The sequence below is a fragment of the Nocardioides sp. NBC_00163 genome (assembly GCF_045206295.1).
GTDB lineage: Bacteria > Actinomycetota > Actinomycetes > Propionibacteriales > Nocardioidaceae > Nocardioides.
In genome coordinates this window covers 2,001,844-2,016,306 of the sequence record NZ_CP108155.1, presented here as the reverse complement: position 1 = coordinate 2,016,306, position 14,463 = coordinate 2,001,844, and the positions used below count along the sequence as shown (strand labels likewise).

Annotated in this window: 12 protein-coding genes; 9 read left to right on the top strand and 3 right to left on the bottom strand. The window is 69.4% G+C overall.

Annotated features, from left to right (window positions below; all coding sequences use genetic code 11):
* Window positions 1-56: 56 nt before the first annotated feature.
* Window positions 57-2,963: a glycosyltransferase gene (locus OG801_RS09625; protein ID WP_406035471.1), complete on the top strand. Its 2,907-nt coding sequence runs from the start codon at window positions 57-59 to the stop codon at window positions 2,961-2,963.
* Entirely contained in the window at window positions 2,960-4,819 is a 1,860-nt protein-coding gene (locus OG801_RS09620; protein ID WP_406035469.1) for a DUF5719 family protein, read from the top strand. Before OG801_RS09625 ends, OG801_RS09620 begins: the two co-directional genes overlap by 4 nt.
* 482 nt (window positions 4,820-5,301) lie before the next feature.
* Here OG801_RS09620 and OG801_RS09615 read toward each other — a convergent pair whose 3' ends face one another.
* A complete protein-coding gene (locus tag OG801_RS09615) occupies window positions 5,302-5,718 on the bottom strand; it encodes a metallopeptidase family protein (RefSeq protein ID WP_355017883.1) in 417 nt (138 codons plus the stop codon).
* On the opposite strand from OG801_RS09615, the gene OG801_RS09610 reads away from it, so the two are divergent.
* The 7 genes from OG801_RS09610 (at window position 5,717) to OG801_RS09580 (ending at window position 11,868) form a co-directional block, all read left to right on the top strand.
* Entirely contained in the window at window positions 5,717-6,169 is a 453-nt protein-coding gene (locus tag OG801_RS09610; RefSeq protein ID WP_406035468.1) for a DUF3499 domain-containing protein, read from the top strand. The two genes, OG801_RS09615 and OG801_RS09610, sit on opposite strands and share 2 nt — an antisense overlap.
* Window positions 6,170-6,188: 19 nt before the next feature.
* Window positions 6,189-7,577 (top strand): phosphomannomutase/phosphoglucomutase, encoded by a 1,389-nt coding sequence (locus tag OG801_RS09605; RefSeq protein WP_406035466.1) that lies wholly within the window; start codon window positions 6,189-6,191, stop codon window positions 7,575-7,577.
* A 17-nt stretch (window positions 7,578-7,594) separates the two neighbouring features.
* Window positions 7,595-7,774 carry a Trm112 family protein gene (locus OG801_RS09600; protein ID WP_374221696.1) on the top strand — a complete coding sequence of 60 codons (180 nt, stop codon included), beginning with the start codon at window positions 7,595-7,597 and terminating at the stop codon, window positions 7,772-7,774.
* Between the two features lie 7 nt (window positions 7,775-7,781).
* On the top strand, window positions 7,782-8,813 hold the full coding sequence (locus OG801_RS09595) for an SIS domain-containing protein (protein ID WP_355017886.1): 1,032 nt from the start codon (window positions 7,782-7,784) through the stop codon (window positions 8,811-8,813).
* 316 nt (window positions 8,814-9,129) lie between these two features.
* Window positions 9,130-9,942: a transporter substrate-binding domain-containing protein gene (locus tag OG801_RS09590; protein ID WP_355017887.1), complete on the top strand. Its 813-nt coding sequence runs from the start codon at window positions 9,130-9,132 to the stop codon at window positions 9,940-9,942.
* A gap of 120 nt (window positions 9,943-10,062) precedes the next feature.
* Window positions 10,063-10,881, top strand: a complete 819-nt coding sequence (locus tag OG801_RS09585) for a substrate-binding periplasmic protein (RefSeq protein ID WP_406035464.1) — start codon at window positions 10,063-10,065, stop codon at window positions 10,879-10,881.
* Between the two features lie 27 nt (window positions 10,882-10,908).
* Window positions 10,909-11,868: a DUF808 domain-containing protein gene (locus OG801_RS09580; protein WP_355017889.1), complete on the top strand. Its 960-nt coding sequence runs from the start codon at window positions 10,909-10,911 to the stop codon at window positions 11,866-11,868.
* Window positions 11,869-11,879: 11 nt separating this feature from the next.
* Here the strand turns inward: OG801_RS09580 and OG801_RS09575 are convergent, their stop codons facing one another.
* Together OG801_RS09575 and OG801_RS09570 are read right to left on the bottom strand one after the other, a co-directional pair.
* A complete protein-coding gene (locus tag OG801_RS09575; RefSeq protein WP_406035461.1) occupies window positions 11,880-13,205 on the bottom strand; it encodes a flavin-containing monooxygenase in 1,326 nt (441 codons plus the stop codon).
* Window positions 13,202-14,371 (bottom strand): serine hydrolase domain-containing protein, encoded by a 1,170-nt coding sequence (locus OG801_RS09570; RefSeq protein WP_406035459.1) that lies wholly within the window; start codon window positions 14,369-14,371, stop codon window positions 13,202-13,204. Before OG801_RS09570 ends, OG801_RS09575 begins: the two co-directional genes overlap by 4 nt.
* Window positions 14,372-14,463: the final 92 nt, after the last annotated feature.

The window sequence follows — 14,463 nt, the reverse complement described above, 5'->3', positions numbered from 1 at the left end:
GATCGCTCGACAGGTCCATTCGGTCTATCACCAGATGGGCACTAGGGTTGCCGATCGTGCATGCGTCGGTCGCCCTCGTCCTCGTCTCTCATAACGGCGCCGGCTGGCTTCCGACCGTCATCGACGGGATCAGGAACCAGCAGGCTCCGGTGAGCTTTGCCGTCACGATCGACACCGGCTCGACCGACAGGTCGGTCGAGATCCTGGAGGAGACCTTCGCCCAGGTGGTCAAGCTCCCGGCGTCGACGACGTTCGCGGACGCGGCCAACGAGGCGCTCGCCATCCTCCACCAGGCGGCGCAGCCGCCGGAGTGGATCTGGTTCCTCCACGACGACTCCACCCCCGACCCGCACGCGCTCTCGACCCTGCTCGACGCCGCCGCGGAATACCCGGAGGCCGACATCCTCGGCCCCAAGATCCGGGAGTGGCCCTCGCTGCGCCGGATGCTCGAGCTCGGTGTCTCGATCTCGGTCACCGGAGCCCGGGAGACCGGCCTGGAGCGGGGCGAGTACGACCAGGGCCAGCACGACGAGGTACGCCGCGTCCTGGCCGTAAACACCGCCGGCATGCTGATCCGCCGCGAGGTCCTCGAATACCTGGGCGGCTTCGACAAGCACCTCCCGGTCCTCGGCACCGACATGGACCTCGGCTGGCGGGCCGCGAACGCCGGCTTCACGACCATCGCCGTCCCGGACGCGGTCGTCTTCCACGTGGAGGCGGCCCACCGCGGCGTACGCAAGACGCAGCTGACCGGTCGCCGGATCCACTATCAGGAGCGCCGGGCCGCGCTCTACACCCTGCTGGTCAACGGCCGGCCGGGGACGCTGGCGCTGTGGATGGTCAGGTTCTTCTTCCAGACCCTGTGGCGGATGCTCGGCTTCATCCTGGTGCGCGATCCCGGGACCGCGCTCGACGACCTGGCCGCGCTGGGCTGGATCTACGGCCACACCGGCCAGATCATGCTCGCCAAGCGGCGTCGCCGGAAGCAGGCGCACGCCGACAAGGACGTGGTCAAGGCACTGCTGCCTCCGCCCTGGCTGCCTTACCGCCACGGTCTCGACTTCGTCTCCGACGTCGCCACCGCGGTCACCCTGCAGGCCTCCGACATCGCCGAGCGGCGCCAGATGGCGCAGGCCGAGGCCGACCCGGCCTCCTTCGCCGCCAAGCGGCAGGCCGATCGGGCACAGCTGGAGGAGGACGAGATCCCCGCCGAGACCGGATGGCTGGTGCGTCTGTTCACCAACCCGGTCGCGGTGCTCCTGGTCGTCGTCGGCATCCTCGGCGTCATCGGGGCACGTGCGGCGCTCGGCGGCGTGGCCGGCAGCGGCCTCGGGCCGACACCCCAGAACGTGGGCGACTGGTGGCAGCTGCAGTTTGAGTCGTGGCACGCGATCTCGCAGGGCACCGGTGTGCCCGCGCCGCCGCACGTCTTCCCGCTGGCGGTGCTCGCGACGTTCCTCGGCGGCAACCCGAGCCTGGCGGTCACCGCCGTCATGCTGCTCAGCTTCCCGATCGCGCTCGGCGGTGCGTGGCGGCTGCTGCGGGTCGCGGGCCGGCTGATCAGCCACCTCGGCGCCCCTCGCTGGCTGCTGCTGTGGGGCTCGACGGCGTACGCCCTGGTTCCCTATGTCAGCGGTGCCTTCGGTGACGGCCGGATCGGTGCGGTCGTGGTCGGCGCGCTGCTGCCCTGGCTCGCCCACGCCGCGCTCGGGTTCAGCGACCCGGTCGCCGACCGCCGCTGGCGCGCCGGATGGCGCACCGGCCTGCTGCTGACCGTCATCACCGCCTTCGCGCCGATGGCCTTCCTGGTCGCGGCCGTCTTCGCGGCGGTCATCTTCATCGTCGCCCGCCGCCTGATGCCCGCCGTGCTCAGCGACCGCGACCAGTGGGGTCCGCCCACCGCGGCCATCGCGACACCGGTCGGACTGCTGCTTCCGTGGTGGCTGCCGGCGCTCTTCTCCGGCGGCTGGGCCGCTCTGCTGCTCGACCCTGGCCGGCTGCCGGCCCCGGCCGCCGGCGGGTTCGACCTGCTCGTGGGCCGCCTGACCGGCCTCGACGGTGCCGATCTCGGCGCCCCGTGGTGGCTGGGCCTGGCGCTGCCGCTGCTCGCCGTGCTCGCGCTGATCCCGAGTCGCACCCGGATCCCGGTCATGGTCTGCTGGATCGGCGCGGTCGCGACCGCGGTCGTCACGATGTTGCTGTCCTGGATCCCGATCCCGCTCGACGCCGGCATCGCCCGGGTCGGTTGGGGCTTCCCGCTGGTCGCCATCCAGGGCTTCGCGGTGGTCGCGGCGGTACTGGGTGCCCAGGGCGCCATCCTCGACGGCCTCAGCGGGCTGCGGAAGGTCATGGTCGGCGCGGCCGCTGCGGCCGCGGCGGTCGGCGTCGTCGGCAGCCTCGGCTGGTTCGTCTACGCCGGCACCGGCGACCTCACCGACAACACCCGGGCTCTCGGCCACATCGGGGTGCCCTCCTACATGCTCGACCCGACCTCGACCACGCTCGGCCCGGAGGACGGCGTCCTCGTGCTTCGCGGTTCGGTCGACGACGGCATCCGCTACGCCGTCCTGCGCAACGACGGGATCACCCTCGGTGAGGACGAGATCGCGCAGGTCGCCGGTGGCTCCGAGGAGCTCACGGGAGTCGTACGCCGCCTGGCCGCCGACCCCGACGACGCGGTGATCGGTGATCTGGCCGCCCAGGGCGTGGCCTACATCGTGATGCCCGGGCCGGCCGACTCCTCGGTCGCCGAGGGGATCGACGCCTCCGGGTCGGTGACCCAGGCGAGCACCGTCGAGCGCTCGACGCGTGCCTGGCTGCTCGACTCCGAGCCGAGCGACCCGGGCGTGACCAAGTCACAGTCCATCATCCGTACGATCCTGTTGGTCCTGGCCGGGATCGGGCTGTTCGTGGTCCTGGTCCTGTGCCTGCCGACGCTGATCCAGAGGAGGGAGTCGGCATGAGTCACTCACGAGACCCCTACGACCGCTCGCAGGAGCCGCAGACCGACGACGTCTACGGCCAGGAGCCGTGGATGCTGGACCCGTACGCCGACCCCTACACGGGGCAGACGGCCCAGACGCCGCCGGAGGGCTACACCCCGGAGCAGCTCTACGCCCAGGAGCCCTACGTGCCTGGCCCGGAGACGGGACAGATGCTTGCCCAGACGGGCTACCCGCCGCCGTACGAGGGCGACTATCAGACCGGCGACTATCGGACCGGCGAGTATCGGACCGGCGAGTTCCGGGGCGGCTTCGAGCCGGAGTTCGAGGCTTGGCCGACCGCCGACGAGATGCGCGCGGAGGAGCCGGAGGCCCAGCAGGAATCACAGCAGGAGCGGGCCAAGGGCGGACGGATGGCTGCCGCCGCCGCGGCAGCAGCCGCCGCGCGACCCCGGCTGCGCCGCGTACGCAGGCAGCGCGGTCGGCGCCTCGACAACACCGTGCTCGTGGCGCTGGGCCTGGTCGGCGCGATGGCCGTGGCGCTGCTGCTCAACCGGCCCCACCAGTGGGAGCAGCCGAAGCTGGCCGCCGACAGCAGCGCGCCGACGGCGGCCACCGTGGTGTGCCCCGGCAAGCCGAAGTCCGGCGCCGACCAGGTCGCCGTCACCAACGCTGCCGAGGGGTCCGGCAAGGTCACGCTGAACGGCCCGGGTGCGGGCAACGGCGCGGAGACCACCGTGGGGGCCGGCAAGGTCACCAGCGCGTCGGTCAAGCCCGGATCGGTCGTGGTCAAGGCGGGCAAGGAGGTCGCGCCCGGGCTGGTCGCCGGACGTTCGACGACCAAGCCGCTCGCGGCGACGGGCTGCCTGCCTCCGCAGGCGGAGGCGTGGTTCCCCGGCATCGGTGCGGGCGCCACCCACAACTCGATCCTCGAGCTCACCAACCCCAACAGCGGCGCGGCCACGGTCGACATCTCGCTCTACGACGAGAAGGGCGTGGTGGCGGTCCCCGAGGACCTCCGCGGCGTCGCGATCCCCGGCAACACCACCCGCACCTTCGACCTGCTGCACGTGATCCCGCGCAAGGGCGAGCTCTCCCTGAAGACCACGGTCGTACGCGGCCAGGCCGGGGTGATGGTCCGCGACCGTGCCGTCGCACTAGAGACGCAGGGTGGCAGCGAGGACTACTTCCCGGGTCAGTCGACTCCGGCCGAGACCAACCTGCTGGTCGGCTACCCCAACAAGTCCGCGAGCCGCACGCTCACCGTCACCAACCCGGGCGACGCCCAGGTGAGCGCCGAGCTGCGCCTGCTCACCCCGAAGAACGTGCTCACCCCGGAGGGTGCTCCGGAGATCAGCGTGCCGCCCAACGGGCAGACGCAGGTCGACCTGACCAAGCTGCTCGGCAAGGACAGCGCCGGTGACGCGTACGGCGTCGAGATCGTCGCCACCGGCCCGGTCGCCACCGCGATGCGCTCGGTCGACCGCGGCGACGTCGCGATCACCACGGCCACCGAGACGATCTCGGAGCCGACCGCGGTGGTCGTCCCGGCCGGTGCCGCTGTCGGTAAGAAGCGGGTCCTGATCTCCGGCCCGGTCGCCAAGACCGGGGCCAGCGGGACCGTCAAGGTGGTCCCGATGACCGCGAAGGGCAAGGCGCTCAAGGCCAAGTCCGTCGAGATCGGTCCGGGGCTGGGTGCCGAGGTCGAGGTGCCCGCGGAGGCAGCGCTGATCCAGCTTGTGCCCGCGGGCGTCGAGATCAACGCGGCCGTGGTGATGAGCGGGGACGGCGACGCGATCGTCCCGTTCCGCCCGCTGCGCTCGGAGGTACGCACCGCTGGCGTTGCTCCTGGGCTGCCGTTGCCGTTGGAGCGCTGAGCACCGCCTTTCGAGTCGGTGTTGCCTCGTGGTCGGCGGCAGGGGTTTGGCGCGGAGGTTTGGGTTGGGCGCGGGCTTGGGGATTCTGGTTGGTGTTTCGTCTGGTCAGTCGGGCTGGGTGGGAGGCGAACGAATTTTCGTTCGCCGCAAGGTGCCGCCTCGGCCGGGGTGGGGTTGGTGGGTGGAAGAAATTTTTCTTTCACGCGGAGACCCCATGGCTGATTCAGGCGTGGAGCGGTCACCTTCCGTGGGTGAGTGTGCCGTGGCCACACTCGGGCCGCCGCCCCGATAGCCAGCCAAATTCTTTCTCGACGTGGTCCGGTGTCAAGGACCGCGAAGCGGCCGGCGAAGCCGGCGGCCGCAGGCCGTCCTTTACTCCGGGGCAGGTCGAGAAGACCCTCGAAGACAGGGTCGGCGGCCCAAGACCAGCCCCAAAATCTCGGTACCTAAGAGCACCGACGAAAAGACGACTCACCCAAGCCTCACGGCTGGTAACGCGGATCGACGTCCTCGGCGGCGATCCCGAGCAGGTCCGCGATCTGCTCGACCACGACCATGAGCACCATCGCCTCGACCTCGGAGCGGGTGTGGCAGCGGTGCTCGATCGGCCGCCGGTAGATCACCAGCCGCGCGGGTTTCGCGCCCGAGCCACGCTCGAGCGACCCGAGCGGGATGTGGTCCTCGACGGTCCACTCCTTGGGGATGTCCGGCGACTCCTCGACGGCGTACTCGATCAGGCCCAGCCGTGACTGCCAGCGACCGTCGATCTCGGTGACGATGGCGAGCGCGATGTCGTCGAAGCGCTCGCGGCGGGTGCGTAGGACCGGCACCTTCGGGTCGGTCGGGACGGCCATCGGGCCGCGAGTCCCACGGCCATGCCGATCCCTGTGCCTGGTCATGTACGCGAGCCTAACTGCGCGGCTGGCCTCAGGGGAGTACGGTTCACCCGTGACTGCTCGTCGTTGTTCGCGTACCGCCTGCCAGCGTCAAGCCGTCTGCACGCTCACCTATGTGTACGCCGACCAGACGGCCGTTCTCGGCCCGCTGGCGACCTATGCCGAGCCGCATGCCTATGACCTGTGCGAGGAGCATGCCGAGCGGCTGTCCGCGCCTCGGGGCTGGGAGGTCGTCAGGCTGGCCCGTGAGCCCGTCGACCCGCAGCCCAAGGGCGATGACCTGCTCGCTCTGGCCGATGCCGTCCGTGAGGCCGCGAGGCCGCCGGCTCCGTCCCCGCGAGGACCCGTCGGGGCCCCCGCGCAGGACGAAGCCGACGGGCCGGGGGCGAATGACGGCCAGCCCCGCCCCGGCGGCACCCGCCGCGGGCACCTCCGCGTGCTGACGTCGGAGTAGGACGACTAGAGTTCCGGACATGCCGGAGAGAGTCGACCCCGACATCGCCAACGCCGTCTTCAAGGCGTACGACGTCCGTGGCACCGTCCCTGACCAGATCGACGAGAACCTCGCCCGACTCGCCGGGCGTGCCTTCGTGCACGTCGTCGGCGCCCGCGGTGGGTCGATCGTCGTCGGCCACGACATGCGCCCGAGCTCCCCGGCGCTCTCGGGAGCCTTCGCCGACGGTGCGACCGAGGCGGGAGCCGACGTGACGATGATCGGGCTGGCGTCGACCGACGAGCTCTACTTCGCCTCCGGTCACCTCGGCCTGCCGGGCGCGATGTTCACCGCCAGCCACAACCCGGCGCAGTACAACGGCATCAAGCTCTGCCGGGCCAACGCGGTCCCGGTCGGCGCCGAGACCGGGCTGGACGAGATCCGCGACCTGGTCATCTCCGGCCAGGCTCCGATCGCCGACATCTCCGGCGACATCAGCGAGACCGATGTGCTGGAGGCGTACGCCGCGCACCTGCTCGGTCTGGCCCCGGTCAAGGGTCGCCGGCTCACCATCGTCGCCGACGCCGGCAACGGCATGGCCGGCCACACCGCGCCCGCGGTCTTCGGCCGCCTGGGCGCCGACGCCGTCGAGCTGATCCCGATGTACTTCGAGCTCGACGGCACCTTCCCCAACCACGAGGCCAACCCGCTCGACTCGACCACGCTGGTCGACCTGCAGGCCAAGGTCCGCGAGACCGGCGCCGACGCCGGCCTGGCCTTCGACGGCGACGCCGACCGCTGCTTCCTGGTCGACGAGAAGGGCGACGTGGTCAGCCCGAGCGCGATCACCGCCCTGATCGCCGAGCGTGCCCTGGCCCAGGAGCCGGGCGCGACGATCATCCACAACCTGATCACCTCCCGCGCGGTTCCGGAGATCGTGAGCGAGCTCGGCGGCACCCCGGTACGCACCCGCGTCGGCCACTCCTACATCAAGGCCGTGATGGCCGAGTCCGAGGCGGCCTTCGGCGGGGAGCACAGCGGCCACTTCTACTTCCGCGACTTCTGGCGCGCCGACTCCGGCATGCTCGCCGCGCTGCACGTCCTCGCCGCCCTCGCCGAGACGGACAAGCCGCTGAGCGATCTGCTGGCTGCCTACGCTCGCTATCCGATGAGCGGCGAGATCAACTCCACCGTCCCCGACCAGGCCGCCACCCTGGCCGAGATCGAGAAGGCGTACGCAGAGCGCGACGGCGTCACCGTCGACAGACTCGACGGCCTGACCCTCTCCCACGCCGACTGGTCGTTCAACGTACGCGCCTCCAACACCGAGCCGCTGCTGCGGCTCAACGCGGAGGGCAAGGACACACTCATCATGGAGCGCGTGCGCGACGAGGCGCTCGCGATCATCCGAAAGGACAACGCAACATGACTGGCGCAACGACCCCTCTGGGCCTGAGCGAGAAGCTGCTCGAGATCATCGTCTGCCCGCAGTGCCATGGCGACCTCCTGCCTGTCGAGGCCGACAGTGAGCTGGTCTGCCAAGGGGAGTGCGGGTTGGCCTACCCGGTCCGCGACGGCATCCCTGTCCTGCTCATCGACGAGGCCCGTCCGACCAAGGGCGAGTGAGGCCGCGATGACCTGGTTCGACGAGTCCAGGCTGGACGACGAGCGGGCGCTGGCCGGTATCGACCTGCTGCTGCGTTCGCTGGCCGAGTCCGGAGCCCGGGTCCGCCGGGAGGCTGCGGGTGCCGCAGAGCCCCTGCAGGAGGCCGTACGCCGCGCCGCAGAGACCGGCCGCCCCCGGGCCGTCGTCGCGGCGGGTCCCGACTCGCGCCTGCTGCGCGCCGTCCTCGAGCCGTTCTGCCCGGTGCCGTTCGTCGCCTGGCCGGCCCCGGGCCTGCCGGGCTGGGCGGGGAGTCTCGACCTCGTGGTCGTGCTGGCCCCGACCGGCTCCGACCCGGGTGAGGCCTCGGCCGCCGCCGAGGCCGTCCGCCGTGGCGCCCAGCTGGTCGTGGCCGCTCCGGAGAAGTCGCTGGTCGCCCAGCACGCCGAGGGGCGCGACAGCACCCTGCTCCCGGTCGAGGGCGGCGACACGCTCGCGATGGCGATCCTGATGCTCACCTACCTCAACTCGGTCGGTCTCGGCCCGGAGGCCGACGCGGACAAGGTGGCCGACGCGCTCGACGACGTCGCCACCGCCTGCTCGCCGCATCGCGACATCTCGGTCAACCCGGGCAAGATCCTGGCGATCTCGCTGGCCGACTCGCTCCCGGTCGTGTGGGGTGGCTCCGTCCTGGCCGCTCGCGCGGCCCGTCGAGTCGCCGAGAACCTGCGCCGGGCCAGCGGCCGCGGTGCCATCGCCGGTGACGCCGACGACCTGCTCCCGGTCCTCGAGGCGGCGCGGCCGCGCAACGTCTTCGACGACCCCTTCGCCGAGGAGGAGGCGTCCGTACGTCCCGTTCTGGTCATCCTCGACGACGGCGCGACCGATCCGATCATGGTCGAGCAGCGACGCCTGCTCACCGAGGCGGCGGACACGCGCGGCGTACGGGTGGAGGTCGTCGAGGCGAACGCGACCACGGAGGTCGCCCGCTACGCGTCCCTGCTGCTCCAGGGCACATACTCCGCGGAGTATCTTCGTTTGGGCCTGGTTAACGACGGTTAATTCCGAATGACGGACCGAACCGTGTGAGGTCTTCAGGGAAAAGGGCGCCTGATGCGCGGGTGTCTGTGTTTGATTCCGTTCACCTGGGCCGGCTTCTCGAAGGTGAACGATGCGAGTGATCTGTGTCACGCACTGCGGTGAAGGTTCGGTCACGGATCGCGACAGATCGTGACGACGATGGACGAAAACCTGGACGCGGGGGAGCAGACAGGTGTTTGATGCAACATCGTCCGGCCACTCTTGGCCAGCACGTCTCGGATTCTCGGCGCCGACGTGACGGGCATGCCCCACCATCCCGAAAACACAGGACTTCCGCATGAATCACATCAAGTTTGTCGTCGCCGGCGCCCTGGCCCTCCTAGGGGTCCTGGTCATCGGCGGCTATTTCGCCGACCCAGCCCCCAAAGCGACCGACGAGAAGAGTGCCTCCGCCGGGGGCACGCTGCGGATCGGTGTCGACGGTACCGAGCCGGCCTTCTACAAGGTCGACGGCGTGACCAAAGGGTTCGACTACGAGATGGCGCTCGGCGTCGCCGAGGGTCTGGGTGCCAAGCCGGAGTTCGTAGTGATGGACTTCAGCGACCTCTTCACCGCGCTCGAGGCCGGTGAGATCGACATGATCGGCGCCCAGGTCACCGAGACCGCGGAGCGGAAGCAGGACTTCGACTTCACCGCGCCCTACTTCGTCACGTACCTGTCCTTCCTCACCCCGGAGGACTCGCCCATCAAGAAGCGCGAGGACATCAACGGCAAGAACATCGCGGTCGTCGAGGGCACCATCCACGAGCGCTACCTCGACGAGCAGTACGAGAACGTCAACGTCATCAAGGCCAAGGACGAGGACTCCGCGGTCAAGGCGATCGAGACCGGCGAGGCCGACGCGTTCTTCTACGACGCGCCCTACACCGCGCCGATCATCGGCCGGGCGCCGATCACCCTGAAGGAGGCGATCGTCTACCCGGCGGACGATGCTCCGATCGGGTTCGTCATGCAGAAGGGTGACGAGCGCAAGGAGACGATCGACGGGGTCCTCGAGGAGATGATCCTCGATGGGAAGTGGCTGAAGATCAAGAAGGAGTACTTCAAGGAGTACCCGCTCTCGGAGGTCTTCAAGGACAAGGGCGCCTGAGCCTGACCCAGCTCGCCCCACTTTGGGGCGCCTGAAGTCCAGTAGCCTACGATGCCCGCTGGCCTGGCTCAGCCAGGTCACAGTGTCTCGGCGCACCCCTCCCCCCAACCAGGACGTCGTATGAAATCCCTGAAGTTCATCCTTGCGGGCGCGGTCACCCTTCTGGTGATCCTGATCGTGGTCTCCAACACGGTTGAGACGACCGGCCCCTCCTCCGCCAGGCGCAGCAGCGCAGCCGATGACGGCCAGCTCAAGGTCGGTGTGCTGGACAGCGCCCCGGTCTACTACACCGAAGGCTCCGCCGCCAAGGGCTTCGACTACGAGATGGCCCTCGGCGTGACCGAGTCGCTCGGCATCAAGCCGTCCTTCATACCGATGGACTTCGCCGACCTGTTCACGGCTCTCGACGAAGGCAAGATCGACATGATCGCCTCCCAGGTCAGTGTCACCGAGGAGCGCGAGGAGGCCTACGACTTCTCGCACCCCTACTTCGTCACCTACCTGTCCTTCACCACCCCGAAGAACTCCCCGATCAAGAAGCTCAAGGACATCAACGGCACCCGGGTCGCCATCGTGGACGGCACCGCGCAGGAGAGCATCCTCAAGGCCCGCTTCCCCAAGGCCGAGATCGTGAAGCGGAAGAACGAGGCGGCCGCGCTCGAGGCGGTCGCCGCGGGCAAGGCGGACTCGTTCTTCTACGATGCGCCGTTCACCGAAGGACTGATCAAGAGCGCCCCGATCACGATGGAGGAGCGGATCGTCTTTCCGTCCGACAAGGCACCCATCGCCTTCGTCTTCCGCAAGGGCGACGGGCTCAGGGACCAGGCCGACGACGCGATCGACGAGATGATCGTCAACGGCGACTGGCTGCGGATCAAGACCGACTACTTCAGGGAGTACCCGCTCTCGGAGCGGTTCCGGGAGCAGGGCGTCGAGTAACGGGACCCACCCGATAAGGTTCCGAGCATGAGCGCCGGACTCTTCGCACTCCTCGACGACGTAGCCGCCATCGCCAAGCTGGCGGCTGCGTCCGTCGATGACGTCGGCGCTGCCGCCGGCAAGGCCTCGGCCAAGGCCGCCGGTGTCGTCATCGACGACACCGCGGTGACGCCGCAGTACGTCCACGGCATCGCCGCAGAGCGCGAGGTGCCGATCATCAAGAAGATCGCCTTCGGCTCGCTGCGCAACAAGCTGCTGATCATCCTGCCGGTGGCGCTGATCCTGGCGCAGTGGGCGCCGTGGGCGATCACCCCGATCCTGATGCTCGGTGGCGCCTTCCTCGCCTATGAGGGCGCCGAGAAGGTGCTGGAGTGGGTCCGGCCGCACGAGCACGCCCACGAGACGCCGGTCGTCGAGGAAGGGCCCGAGGCCGAGAAGACGATGATCGCGGGTGCCGTACGCACCGACCTGATCCTCTCCACCGAGATCATGGTGATCGCGCTCAACGAGGTCATCGACCAGGGCTTCTGGATGCGGCTCGGCGCCCTGGTGGCGGTCGCCTTCCTGATCACGATCGTGGTCTACGGCGTGGTCGCCCTGATCGTGAAGATGGACGACGCCGGCCTGTCGCTCTCCCAGCGCCCCGGCGCCTTCGCCCAGCGGCTCGGCCTGGGCATGGTCTCCGCGATGCCGAAGGTGCTCGCCGTGATCTCGGTCGTCGGCACCGTCGCGATGCTCTGGGTCGGTGGCCACCTGATTCTGGTCGGTGTCCACGACGTCAACGGCCTCGCCGCCGGCCACCCCGGCTGGGCGTGGCCCTACGACACCGTGCACCACCTCGAGGAGGAGGTCCACCACGCCCTCGGCGCCGTCGGCGCAGCTGCGGCCTGGCTGGTCAACACCTTCTTCTCCGCGCTCGTCGGGCTCATCGTCGGCGCGATCGTGGTCGGCGTACTCCACCTGCTGCCGTTCAAGAAGAAGCACTGACGCACCTGCGCCTACCCGGCCCCGGTTGCTCGTGCCTCCCCGGCCTCGATCTCGGCCATCAGGTCGACGACGTAGCGGGCGAAGTCGATCTGGATGGTGTGGCGTGGGGCGGCGTAGTACTGCTCCAGGTGAGCCTCCTCGTCGGCCTTCAGGATGCGCTCCTGCTCCTCGACAGGTGGAAGCGCATAGCTCCCGGTCAGCAGGCGGGCCAGGAGCTTGGACTGCTGCTCGGCGAGGTTGACGATGGTGGGGGAGGACTGGGCGAGCCCCACGAAGTAGAGGTGGTCGGCGCCCGGATTGATCATCCGCTTGAACAGCGGATAGCGGTGGTCGGCGTCGGGATGCAGCGAGACCTCGGCGGGGTCGAAGAACGGGAACGACATGTCGTAGCCGGTCGCCGCGATCACCACGTCCGCCTCGACCGACGAGCCGTCGACGAGGTGCACCGTCGATCCCTCGAACCGAGCGATCTCGGGAAGCATGTGGATGTCGCCCGAGCCGGCCTTGGTCAGGAAGTCGGCGCTGACCGACGGATGCGCGGACAGCGGCTCGTGGTCGGGCTCCGGGAGCCCGTACGTCGACATCGACCCGACCAGCCCGCGGATCAGTTCGCGGGAGGCCGCCAATGCCTGTTCCTTGGGGATGTCGGGCGGCGCCATCACCTTGTCGGCAGGCTGCCCGTTGCGATACTTCGGCAGCACCCACACGCCCCGGCGCGCGGAGACGTACAGCTTCGACGCCATCCACGGCGAGGACAGCTCCGAGGCGATGTCCATCGCCGAGTTGCCCATCCCGACCACGATCACCCGCTTGCCGCGGATCTCGACGGGCTCGAACGGGGAGACGTAGGAATGGCTGTGGACGATCTCGCCGGCGAACTCGCCTTCCCAGGCAGGCAGCCGCGGTGACCAGTGGTGGCCGTTGGCGACCACCAGATCGGTGTAGGAGCGGGTCTCCCCGGTCGACAGGCTGACCTCCCAGGAGCCGTCCTCGCGCTGCGTGGCTCGTTCGACGCCGGTGTTGAACGTGATCTGCTCCCGCAGCCCGAAGTGGTCGGTGTAGTCGCGGAAGTACTGGTGGATCAGGGTGTGGTGCGGGAAGTGCGGGAACGACACCGGCGCGGGGAAGTCCTCGAACTCCAGTCGGCTGGTCGAGGTGTCGATGTGCAACGACTCGTAGACCGAGGAGAGCCCGTTGGGGTTGCGGAAGTACCAGTTCCCGCCGACGTCGTCGGAGAGCTCGAACTGGTCGTAGGCGACCCGGAACTCCTTGAGCCGCTTGGCCGTCGTGATCCCCGAGCAACCGGCGCCGATGATGCAGACCTTGACCTCGCTCATCGGGCCACCTCCATGCCGGCCGCCTCCACGCACTCGAAGGCGGTGCGCACATAGGCGTCGGTGCGCTGCGAGGAGGTCATGTGCTGGGTCATTCGGTTCATCGCGTACGCCACCGTGACCCGTCGTTCCAGGTCGTTGACCACGATCGCGCCGCCGTAGCCGGTCCACCAGCAGACCCGTCCCTCGGGCACCGCCGGCGCCGCGACCGGCTGCGGCAGGCCGTAGCCGATTCCCCATCGCATCGGCATCAGCAGTACCTGGTCGACACCGTCGGCCTGCACCTCGAAGATCCGCTCGATCGTGGTCGGTGACAGCAGACGTACGCCGTCGACCTCCCCACCGTGGGAGACGGCCGACTGGATCCGGGCGATCGAGCGGGCGTTGCCGTGCCCGTTGATCCCCGCCAACGAGACCGTACGCATCGGGGCCGTGTTGAACTCGGCCGGATCCAGCCTCGGGTTGACCAGGGTCGGGATCATCAGGTTGCCCTCGGGCAGCGCGGCGACGTCGATCCCTCCGGGCGGGGGAGCCTCGAGGTCGGCGCAGCGGCCGAGCTCGCTCTCCGGGACACCCAGGTGGAAGTCGGCCCTCAGCGGCCCCGCGACCAGCTCGGCGAACACCTCCGAGAGCGGCTTCCCGGTGGCGGCACGGACCAGGCCGTCGACCAGATGCCCGTAGGAGACCATGTGGTACCCCGACCCCGAGCCCGGCTCGAACCAGGGTTCCTGCCGGGCGAGCATCTCGTTGGCGAGCGGCAGGTCCAGGAGCGCCTCGGTGGAGAGCCGCTCGGTCCACCCGGACATGCCGGAGGTGTGAGAGAGCAGCTGACGTACGAGAACCCGCTCGTCGGCGAACGAAGGCCAGTAGTCCGCGACCGGAGCGTCCAGGTCCAGCTGGCCACGGTCGGCGAGCACGAGCGCGGTCAGAGAAGCCATCGTCTTGGTCACCGACCAGACCCGGACGATGGTGTCCTCCTGCCACGCCTCGCCCGGCCGGGCCTCACCACCCCACAGATCAGCCACGACCTCGCCGTCACGGATCACCGCGACGGAGGCACCGAGGTCGGCTCCGGAGGAGAGGTTGCGCGCGAGCAGGTCGCGCAGGGGCGCGTACGCAGAGGCGCAGTCGCCCTGGACCGTGTGCGGGTCGGGTGTGGTTGCCGTCATGCCCGCCAATAATAGGAACTTGTTCTAGTTTTCGACAGGGTTACGGGCGAACTGTTGGTTGCGGATTACCGCTCCCGTCGACCAGCGCTTGT

Coding starts and splice junctions, on each gene's coding strand:
- OG801_RS09605 (WP_406035466.1), top strand. CDS start 6,189: ATGCCGGAGAGAGTCGACCCCGACATCGCCAACGCCGTCTTCAAGGCG.
- OG801_RS09610 (WP_406035468.1), top strand. CDS start 5,717: ATGTACGCGAGCCTAACTGCGCGGCTGGCCTCAGGGGAGTACGGTTCA.
- OG801_RS09575 (WP_406035461.1), bottom strand. CDS start 13,205: ATGAGCGAGGTCAAGGTCTGCATCATCGGCGCCGGTTGCTCGGGGATC.
- OG801_RS09585 (WP_406035464.1), top strand. CDS start 10,063: ATGAAATCCCTGAAGTTCATCCTTGCGGGCGCGGTCACCCTTCTGGTG.
- OG801_RS09615 (WP_355017883.1), bottom strand. CDS start 5,718: ATGACCAGGCACAGGGATCGGCATGGCCGTGGGACTCGCGGCCCGATG.
- OG801_RS09620 (WP_406035469.1), top strand. CDS start 2,960: ATGAGTCACTCACGAGACCCCTACGACCGCTCGCAGGAGCCGCAGACC.
- OG801_RS09595 (WP_355017886.1), top strand. CDS start 7,782: ATGACCTGGTTCGACGAGTCCAGGCTGGACGACGAGCGGGCGCTGGCC.
- OG801_RS09570 (WP_406035459.1), bottom strand. CDS start 14,371: ATGACGGCAACCACACCCGACCCGCACACGGTCCAGGGCGACTGCGCC.
- OG801_RS09590 (WP_355017887.1), top strand. CDS start 9,130: ATGAATCACATCAAGTTTGTCGTCGCCGGCGCCCTGGCCCTCCTAGGG.
- OG801_RS09580 (WP_355017889.1), top strand. CDS start 10,909: ATGAGCGCCGGACTCTTCGCACTCCTCGACGACGTAGCCGCCATCGCC.